Genomic DNA, 9,818 nt, shown 5'->3' with positions numbered 1-9,818 from the left:
TCTGATATTTTCACGATTGCTGCCTGATTCTGATACCTATGATAAATAAATTAAACTTTTCCATTTCATACGAGGCATATGACCAACTCGATGAGCTGGAAATGAAAGACCAGCTGCTGTGTGCGGCGGCTGAAAAGGCATTGCAAAGCTCTTACTCGCCCTATTCAAACTTTAAAGTTGGGACAGCTGTAAGGCTGGCCGACGGACAAATTATATTAGGCAGTAACCAGGAAAACCTGGCTTACCCCTCAGGTCTGTGTGCAGAGCGCGTTGCCTTGTTTACCATTGGTGCGGCTTATCCGGATGCCCTTATTGAAAGTATGGTAATTACTGCGCATACCGATAATTTCAAAATTGTACAGCCGGTTACCTGCTGTGGCGCCTGTTTACAGGTGATGTCTGAATTTGAACAAAAGCAGAAAAAAGAAATAGCAATTATATTCTACTGTATCGGCGGACAGATACTCAAAGTGAAAGGCGTTAAAAGTTTGCTTCCTTTTGCATTTGTAGAGGACCGCCTGGCGAAATAGACTGAATTTTAGCCAGATAATCCATTTAGTCACAAACTGTGGGAAAATTGTGTTCCCAAAATTTCACAGGATGCCTTATATTTACAGCATCCAACAATTTTCTTAATGAGCGACGAATTAGATAATAACGTAAACGAAGAGACAAAACATAACGTAATTCCTATTAATGGTTTGTACGAAAACTGGTTCCTCGATTATGCCTCTTATGTAATTTTGGACCGTGCCGTACCCCATATTAATGACGGTTTAAAACCTGTTCAGCGGAGGATTATGCACTCCCTGAAAGAGATGGACGACGGACGTTTCAATAAGGCGGCTAACGTTATCGGAAATACGATGAAGTATCACCCGCATGGGGATGCTTCTATTGGCGATGCGATGGTGCAGATAGGGCAGAAAGATCTGCTGATTGACTGTCAGGGTAACTGGGGAGATCCGATTACGGGCGACAGTGCCGCGGCACCGCGTTATATTGAAGCACGTTTATCTAAGTTTGCAAATGAGGTGGTATTTAATTCGGATACTACGATCTGGCAGCTGAGTTATGACGGACGTAACAATGAGCCGCTTACTTTACCGGTTAAGTTCCCTTTGTTGTTGGCACAGGGAGCGGAAGGTATTGCAGTAGGGCTTGCAACGAAAGTAATGCCGCACAACTTTATCGAGCTGCTGGATGCTTCGATAGAGATTTTACAAGGCAACAGACCTAATATCCTTCCCGATTTCTTTACCGGTGGTATGGCAGATTTTTCTGCCTATAATGAAGGAATGCGTGGTGGTAAAGTGCGGGTGCGTGCCAAGATCACTGAAAAAGATAAAAAGACACTGGTTATTACTGAAATTCCTTACAGTACAACAACCGGCTCTGTAATAGATAGTATCCTGTCTGCTAATGATAAGGGTAAAATCAAGATTAAAAAGATCGAGGATAATACTGCGGCGCACGTAGAAATTGTGATTCAGCTGGCTCCGGGTATCTCTCCGGATGTGACTATTGACGCTTTATATGCTTTTACCTCATGCGAAGTTTCCATCTCTCCTAATACCTGTATTATTAAAGATGATAAACCTCAGTTCCTGAGCGTAAATGATATCCTGACCCAAAATACGCAGAATACTAAAAACCTGCTGAAACAGGAGCTGGAGATTAAACTGCATGAGCTGCAGGAGAAGATCTTTTTCAGTTCATTGCTGAAGATATTTATCCAGGAAGGGATGTACAAACATCCTGACTATGAAAACTCGAATAACTTTGAACGGGTAACGGAAGTTTTAAATGGTTTATTTGCTCCATTTGCCGAACAGTTATACCGGGAAATTCAGCCAGAAGATTTGAAGAAACTGATTGACAAACCGATGAGCAGCATCACACGTTTTGATGTGAAAAAGGCGGACGATCAGATGAAATCATTGGCCGATGAGATCAAGGTCGTTAAAAACCATCTTCGTCACTTAACGGAATATGCCGTAGCATGGTTTCAGCGGCTAAAGGATAAATATGGTAAAGGCCGGGAACGTAAAACTGAGATTCGCTTATTTGACAGGGTAGAAGCTTCTAAAGTGGCTCTGGCAAATGTTAAAGTATATATGAACCGTGAAGACGGATTTGTTGGAACAGGATTAAAAAAGGATGAGTTTATTGCAGACTGTTCTGATCTGGATGATATCATTGTTTTCCGGGAAGATGGCAAGTGTATCGTTTCCAAAGTAGCTGACAAACAGTTTGTGGGTAAGGGAATTATCCATGCGCAGGTTTTCAAGAAAAATGATGAACGTACGATCTATAACCTGATCTATAAAGATGCGGCCAGTGGTGTTTCTTATATCAAGCGTTTTGCTGTATTGGGCGTAACGCGTGATAAGGAATACGACCTCACAAAAGGCAGTAAAGGTTCCAAAATACTGTATTTTACACCTAATCCTAACGGGGAGGCAGAAATTATTACGGTAATGCTGAAACCACATACCAAACTGAAAAAACTGCAGTTTGATATTGATTTCGCTGATATCGCTATTAAAGGTCGTGCTTCGCAGGGAAATATAGTTTCTAAATATCCGATTAAAAAGATTTTGCTGAAAAGCAAAGGTGTTTCTACCTTATCGGGTCTTAAAATCTGGTATGATAGCCTGCTGAGACGATTGAATGTTGATGGCAGAGGCAAATACCTGGGCGAATTTGATGGAGATGACAAAATCCTGCAGGTGCATAAGGAGGGATGGTACGAACTGAGTTCATTTGAGCTGAGTAACCATTTTGATGCCGACCTGCTGCTGATCCAGAAGTTTGATCCGGAAAAACCATTTGGCGTGGTACATTACGAAGGAAAAGCCAAAAACTACTATATCAAAAGGTTTGTGTTTGAACCAATTGCTATAGGAAGAAAACAAACGCTGATTAGTGAAGAGACAGGATCTAAATTCCTGTACCTGACGGGTAATCCTGAAGCAACTTTAACTGTTGATCTGCTGAAGGGTAAAACGCAGATTCCGGAAACCATCGAGATTCTGCTAACTGATTTCATAGACGTCAAAGGGATTAAAGCCAATGGAAACAGGTTAAGTCAGCATGACGTGAAGAACATCAGTATTTCAAACCATGAAGAGCAGGAAGCTGCGCTGGATGAAGAAACTACTGAGGAAAGTGCTGATCAGGCAGATGAAAATGACAATACAGAAAGTGGTAACGACACATCATCTGGTGTGATGGTAGAAACTGAGTTAGATGCGGAGTCTGATGAGCGTAATGATGATACTGGGTCTATAGAAGAAGATACTGCAGCCGATGATGAAGTAGGATCTGCGGAAGAAGTATTACCTGAAGTGAAAGAAGAAGCGGTTGAAGAAAAGCCTGAAATCATTAAGCCTCAGGAAGAAATTGATGGTCCTAAAATTAAAGCACCTAAGGTGAAGGCTGCAACTCCCGTTCTACCTAAAGAAGATAAGGAGACGGAAGCAGAGTTGAAAGTGACGGAGAAGGAAACAAGTAAGACCTTAGCAGAAGATAAGGCTGAAGCTCCCGAAGCTAAATCACAAAAACCCGAAGCGACAACTAATGAGCAGGAGGTAAAGGCTGAGGAAGCTAAAGCTCCCGTAGTAAAAAAGAAAAAATGGGACGATGCCAAGAGCAAAGTAACCAAAGAAAATAAGCCCAATAAAGACATCAAACTGGAGATTACTAATCCGGATGATGTTGATATTGACGATAAAGGACAGCTGGGTTTGTTTTAATTGAAAAAAAATTAACCACAATAAGAGTCTATCTGGATACATTTGCTTATGAGTCCATTAGAGAATGTCGTTGTACCTGATGAGGTTGTCATGAGTAAGATCTATATGATCCGGGATCAAAAGGTAATGCTGGATAGGGATCTCGCTAAGCTATATGGCGTAGAGACTAAAGTCTTAAAACAGGCGGTACGGCGTAACATAGCCCGTTTTCGGAAGACTTTATGTTTGAAATGACTAAAGAAGAACTGGAGAATTGGAGGTCACAAAATGTGACCTCCAAAGAAGATCGTCAGGGATTGTGATATATGCCTTTTTGTTTCACCGAACAGGGAGTGACGATGTTGTCTTGTGTACTGAACAGTGAAAGAGCTATCCATGTCAATATCCAGATCATTCGTATCTATACCCGTATACGTGAAATGGTACTGCTTCATAAAGACGTATCATTGCTGGTGGAGCAGGTTGAAAAGAAGCTTCTTAACCAGGATCAGAAAATAGAGGTATTGTTTACTTATCTGAGTAAATTCATTGAAAAGGAAGAGCAGCCAAGAAGAGAGATTGGCTTTATGCGCAAAGGTAAATAATCCTCGCCCCATCACCTATAGGCTTTACTGCCGGAGAAGAACCGGCCCAACAAATAACCCATTATAAAACAGCCCTCAAAATTTGTCGTAATAAAAATACTTTACCACATTTAGTTTTCCATTGACTGCGCTTGTGAACTTTCCTGTGCAATATTTATATATTTTGATAATGGAGAAAGTGTTCCGTGGGTCCACTTGGGATCTAAGTACAATAAAATTTTGCGGTAATTAAATATTGAATTTGATTTAGACCTATATGTACTTCCTAACAAGGAAGGATAACTCGAATTGATAATTTAACGTCTCAGATTTTCTAATTATTTTTCAGCAGCTCCCGGACTCTTTTTCGAAGCCGGAAATCTTATTAAAGTGCCTCTCTGCTGTATGAAGGCCTATAGACTGCTTAAGGCTAGACTAGGGATCTTCTAGGGTAAGTCTAGGGTGAGTCCGGTACTTTTTAACTAGTGAATTTGAACCGGACTAACCCTAGTTTAAACCTATTCGTACCCTAGACTAACCTTAACGCTGCCCCAAGAATTCCCTAACGTTAATCCGGACAATTTTGGATACCAAGGGACAATTATGCACATGATCATCCTGATATTTTATTTTCTTAAAGACATGATTTACATTTGTTTAAGATAAAAAATTAGATATGGCCAAGACAAGAAGTTTTAAAGATCAATGGAGTAACCCTGGTAATCGTTCCACTGCCATGATAAAGGAAATACCGAATATCGCAGAGGAGAGAAAGAAATTCCAGTCCCATTTTTTTACTTTGATCAGGTTAATCAGAATGAAAGAAATCAGGAGCGTGATAAGCACAATAATAATCTGGCCAAATTCAAGCCCTACATTAAACGCAAATAATTCCGCAACGATATTTACGCTCTTGCCGAGTAAACTGTTCAGGTAGTTGGAAAAGCCCATCCCATGGATCAATCCGAAGAACAATGCTAGTGCATATTTGAAAGTGATGCTTTTGTTCTTTGCATTCTTAGACAAAATATTGGATAACGCTGTAATGAAAATAGTAATCGGGATAAGAAATTCGATCAGGTCGGTATTTACATTGATCACTTTTAACACGCTTAGTGCAAGCGTAATGCTGTGGCCAATAGTAAAAGCAGTAACAAGAATTAAGACCTTTCGCCATTCGGCAATAGTATAAACGCCACATAAGACCATTACAAAAAGAATATGGTCATATCCTTTCCAGTCTAATATATGCTGCCAGCCTAATTCAAAGTATAAGGGAAAATCCTGCATCCGGCTAAAATATCAATTTAAGTGTTATACCAGGAATAAAAATGTTGTTACAACCTGGGGATAGTAGCAAATACGCGCTCTGCCTATTTTAATAACTACCCTGTAGAGTGCAGGAATTTATTAGTTTTGTTTAAATCTATATCCATGAAATTCAGCTGCTTGATGTTAATCTTATTATCCCCGATCCTTACCGCAAATGCCCAGCAAACTTTTAAAGCGGAACAGCTTAAATTTGAAAGGGTAAAGAAGGCATATCAGGAAAAGTGGACAACTTTAAATCATGACCTGAAAAGTAAAGGGTATAAAGGGAATATAGATCTTCTTCTGAATGCTTACAAGACTGAAGGCAAATTAGAATTATGGTTAAAAGACAAATCATCTAAAACTTATACGCTATTCAGAACCTACGACTTCTGTTTGCATTCGGGTACACTGGGACCAAAGGTGAAAGAGAATGACAGGCAAACTCCTGAGGGATTCTATTATTTGCATGCATTTAATCCCATGAGCAGCTTTCACCTTTCACTTGGTATCAACTATCCAAATAGTGTCGACTTATTCAGGACGGGTAAGCATAACAGGCCCGGTAGCGATATCTATATTCATGGGAACTGCGTAACGGTTGGCTGTATTCCATTGAGTGATGATAAGATTAAGGAAGTTTACATTCTTGCGGTAGAGGCTCGTAATAGCGGACAAAATAAGATCCCGGTAAATATCTATCCTTTTCGAATGTCTGCTCAAAATATGAAACATTATACTGCTTTTTATCCCCAACATAAAGTGCTGTGGACAAACCTGCAGCAAGCATACAAAAGCTTCGAAGCGTATAAAATACCGGCAATCATTACAGAACTTAAGGGGGCTTACTACATCAAATAGTCTTAATAAGACAAAAGGCCGTATTACGAATAATACAGCCTTTTGAATCTTTAAATTTAAATCTTATTGGTATTGAATATAACTAGGTACCGGTTTCAGTTTTAACAACTCTTCTGGAGTCATTAAACGGTGCGGTGCTTTTTTAAGGTCATTCTTATAGAACAATTTGAAACCTGTAAACTGTACTGGCTCGTTTTGGATAAAGTAACGGTAAGTGCCTAATTTAAGATCTGGCTCACCCCATCCATCCATGTGCATTACAATCTGAACTTCAGGATGTAATTTGATGTTCTGGTAGTTGGTTACCATCTTTTTAGTGAAACGGTGAACAGTGAAAACTTTTGGAGGCAAGTTGTATTTTTTGATCAGGTTAATCAGGTACTGAGAACAGTAATTGATATCTGCTGCATCATAAGTTCCGATTTTCGTACCCGGTCTTGCTCCGCTTTTCATAGAGAATTCAGGATCTATACCTAAGTGAACGTTTGGCATTTTCAGGTATTTCTCAATTCTTGGCAACTCGTCTTTGATATTGCTTAAGGCAACCTGCAAGTCTAAAAATACGATACCGTTGTGCATTTTAGCAATAGAGATCACAGAGTCGATTTGTTTGTCGCCCATTCTATTGATATACTTTCCATCTTTTCCAGGTGTGCCACTTGCAACAGCTGCAATATAGTGTACACCAACCTGTACAGGAGTAGCTGGATCTGCTTTTTCCCATCTTTTTACCTCAGCATTTAATCTGCTCCACATTTCTTTCGGCGGATATTCACCCAATGCACCCATTTTTTTAGAGTGAAGGTTTCCATAATAAACTACAATACGTTTAAACGGAAGAATTGAGCCTGGTAGCGGGAATGGCTGGTTTTTTACTGGCCATCTGCCGGTAGTATCACCATTAGCTTGTCTTTTCAGGGCAGCATTGTATTTCGCGGTATCGATAGGTTCACGTGTAGTGTCTAAAGGCGCAACCCCGGTAGAGTCGCCAGAGGCATTTACAGTAGTTTTAGTTTTTCCATCATTTTTCTTTGCATCTGAGCTGCAATTCGCGAACAAGGCAACGGAGGTAAACGCAATTAAGAAGGTTCCTGCTAGTTGTGTGAATTTCATAGGGGTTTATAAGGTATTAAATATAAATTTTTTTCAATTGTGCAAAACTACACATTCGGCTGACAAATCTTCCTACAAGTATAAGATTCTTGAATTGAATTAAAATATATTTTTACCGTTCTTTGTAGAAAGAAACAATTATGAGCAAATCCAACCTTGTCGTTATATTTTTAAGCATGCTGTTATTTCTCAGTGCCTGCAAAAAAGAGAATACTGAATTTGTTCGTATCTCCTCATCATTAGGCGATACAGTAGCACTTCAGGGATTATCTGGTACAGAAGTGCGCAACAGTACGATTTCAGGATCACAACCTGGAGATAACGCGATGAGGAGTGTTTTTGTTGACTTAAGTAAGGATGTACAAACTCAGGTATTGCGCAGTAGCTGGGATTTGGGTTTTGCTTGTAATAATGAAAATTTTACTGTAATACTTAACCATTCAAGAGGGGCAACAGCTGCACAACTTGATAAAATTGATATCACAACAGTTGGTGAAGCAGACACCTCTGCATTGTTAGCGGGGAAAACATTAGAACTGGGCAACAGTTTTACAAATATTGATCCGGTTGACGGGATTTTTACAAATTATCTTGCAGGTACCGTCTTTAAACAGATATCAGCTACGACAGCGGATAATAAGGTGTTTATTGTTAACCGTGGACTTTCCGGCTTGCTTAAAGCTGATGGAACACCTATACAGCCAATATGGGAAAAGGTTCAGGTCACCAGAAACACCACCGGAAACGGTTATATTGTAAAATATGGCAGGATCGGACTGGCTGTGACTACTTTGGAAGTTTTTAAAGATCCTGCATTCAATTTTCAGTATATTTCATTTATCGGAGGTAGGGTAGCCGTTGAACCCGCAAAAGCTTTATGGGATATTCAGTGGACCTATTCTACTTATAAAACGAGTGCGACTACTCCGGTAGCTGTAGCTGTGCCGGATTTTGTGTTGATCAACTTTGCTGGTGGCGTTACAGCCTCAGAGATAAAATATACTAGCGCAGCTGAAGCGGAAAGGGCGTATGCAGGATTTTCAGCAAGTAATTTGGAAGGACTTGTTTATTCAGCGGAGCGGGACGTAATAGGTACAAACTGGAGGACTATTAGCACTACAGGAACAACGTCTACAGTAAACCGGGATCGGTTATATGTGATAAAAGACGCGAAAAATAATATTTATGTTTTGAGATTTAACAGTTTCACTTCAGCGGATGGTGGTACACGCGGACTGCCGGTCATTGCCTATAAAAGAATTCAGGAAGGTGCAGAAGACTAATCCTGAATTCTTTTGAGCTATGTTTATTTGATAAATTTATTGAATTTTCCGAAGACACCCAGCGGTAGTTTTACACCTGAAGTGGCCTGCAGGTACAATTCACCTGTTTCAAGGTTCATTACTTGCGGGAATGAGGTTTTGATCAGGTTCTCCACAATCACAGAAGAAAAACCCAGTGAGTAAGTGTTCAGGATCAGGAAATGTTCTTCTTCATCTAACAACTGCACTACTTCCATCATCATTTCCTGAATATGGTCTTCCAGTTTCCATTTTTCTCCATTCGGACCATGTCCGAATGCAGGTGGATCTAAAATAATACCATTGTATTTTTTACCGCGTTTCAGCTCACGTTTAACAAATTTCAGCGCATCTTCCACTACCCATCTCACATCTTTTAACTGTGAAAGTTCCTGGTTTTCGTTCGCCCAGTTCACGACCTGTTTGATGGAATCTACGTGTGTAGTATCTGCACCAGCAGCTTTAGCAATGAGTGATGCTGCACCGGTATAAGCGAAAAGGTTCAGTACTTTTGGTGTTTTGGTTTTAAATTTTCTGACAGATGAAGAGATGTAATCCCAGTTTACTGCCTGCTCAGGGAAAACCCCAAGGTGTTTGAAAGAAGTTAATCCGAGACGCAGATTGATCTTCACCTCATCATTTTTATATTCTACATTCCAGCGGTCAGGAATCTGCGGGGCAGATTTAATCCATTCTCCTGAAGTAGCAGAGCGGCCCTTGAACCTGATGTGTGTCTGTTTTTTCCATTCCTGCTCAGATAATGTTTTTTTCCATACCGCTTGTGGCTCAGGTCTTGTTAGGATCAGGTTACCAAAGCGTTCCAGTTTTTCAAAATCACCACAGTCAATCAACTCATAATCTTTCCAGTGAGTGGGCGTTAAAAGGCTTATCATATATTAGGGGTATGCGTT

8 protein-coding genes and 1 pseudogene are annotated in these 9,818 nt (G+C 40.1%); 6 read left to right on the top strand and 3 right to left on the bottom strand.

Going from position 1 to position 9,818, the window contains the following annotated elements; translation table 11 throughout:
• Nucleotides 1-38: 38 nt before the first annotated feature.
• From OQX62_RS21240 to OQX62_RS21225, 4 genes and pseudogenes are all read left to right on the top strand, one after another.
• Nucleotides 39-530: a cytidine deaminase gene (locus tag OQX62_RS21240; RefSeq protein WP_265833667.1), complete on the top strand. Its 492-nt coding sequence runs from the start codon at nucleotides 39-41 to the stop codon at nucleotides 528-530.
• A gap of 105 nt (nucleotides 531-635) precedes the next feature.
• Nucleotides 636-3,758 (top strand): DNA gyrase/topoisomerase IV subunit A, encoded by a 3,123-nt coding sequence (locus tag OQX62_RS21235; protein ID WP_265833666.1) that lies wholly within the window; start codon nucleotides 636-638, stop codon nucleotides 3,756-3,758.
• 48 nt (nucleotides 3,759-3,806) lie between these two features.
• Nucleotides 3,807-4,060 (top strand): annotated as a pseudogene (locus OQX62_RS21230) (ORF6N domain-containing protein).
• Between the two features lie 3 nt (nucleotides 4,061-4,063).
• Nucleotides 4,064-4,342, top strand: a complete 279-nt coding sequence (locus OQX62_RS21225) for a hypothetical protein (protein ID WP_265833664.1) — start codon at nucleotides 4,064-4,066, stop codon at nucleotides 4,340-4,342.
• Nucleotides 4,343-5,023: 681 nt separating this feature from the next.
• Here OQX62_RS21225 and OQX62_RS21220 read toward each other — a convergent pair.
• A complete protein-coding gene (locus tag OQX62_RS21220) occupies nucleotides 5,024-5,611 on the bottom strand; it encodes a HupE/UreJ family protein (protein WP_265833663.1) in 588 nt (195 codons plus the stop codon).
• Between the two features lie 144 nt (nucleotides 5,612-5,755).
• On the opposite strand from OQX62_RS21220, the gene OQX62_RS21215 reads away from it, so the two are divergent.
• Nucleotides 5,756-6,493 (top strand): L,D-transpeptidase family protein, encoded by a 738-nt coding sequence (locus OQX62_RS21215; protein WP_265833662.1) that lies wholly within the window; start codon nucleotides 5,756-5,758, stop codon nucleotides 6,491-6,493.
• Nucleotides 6,494-6,556: 63 nt separating this feature from the next.
• Here the strand turns inward: OQX62_RS21215 and OQX62_RS21210 are convergent, their stop codons facing one another.
• A complete protein-coding gene (locus OQX62_RS21210; protein ID WP_265833661.1) occupies nucleotides 6,557-7,606 on the bottom strand; it encodes a hypothetical protein in 1,050 nt (349 codons plus the stop codon).
• A 140-nt stretch (nucleotides 7,607-7,746) separates the two neighbouring features.
• Between OQX62_RS21210 and OQX62_RS21205 the strand changes: the two genes are divergently transcribed.
• A complete protein-coding gene (locus OQX62_RS21205) occupies nucleotides 7,747-8,889 on the top strand; it encodes an HmuY family protein (protein WP_265833660.1) in 1,143 nt (380 codons plus the stop codon).
• A 23-nt stretch (nucleotides 8,890-8,912) separates the two neighbouring features.
• Here the strand turns inward: OQX62_RS21205 and OQX62_RS21200 are convergent, their stop codons facing one another.
• On the bottom strand, nucleotides 8,913-9,800 hold the full coding sequence (locus OQX62_RS21200; RefSeq protein ID WP_265833659.1) for a class I SAM-dependent methyltransferase: 888 nt from the start codon (nucleotides 9,798-9,800) through the stop codon (nucleotides 8,913-8,915).
• Nucleotides 9,801-9,818 lie beyond the last annotated feature (18 nt).

The sequence above is a fragment of the Pedobacter sp. MR2016-24 genome (assembly GCF_026239655.1).
Lineage (GTDB): Bacteria > Bacteroidota > Bacteroidia > Sphingobacteriales > Sphingobacteriaceae > Pedobacter.
This window is presented reverse-complemented; position numbering and strand designations above follow the sequence as displayed.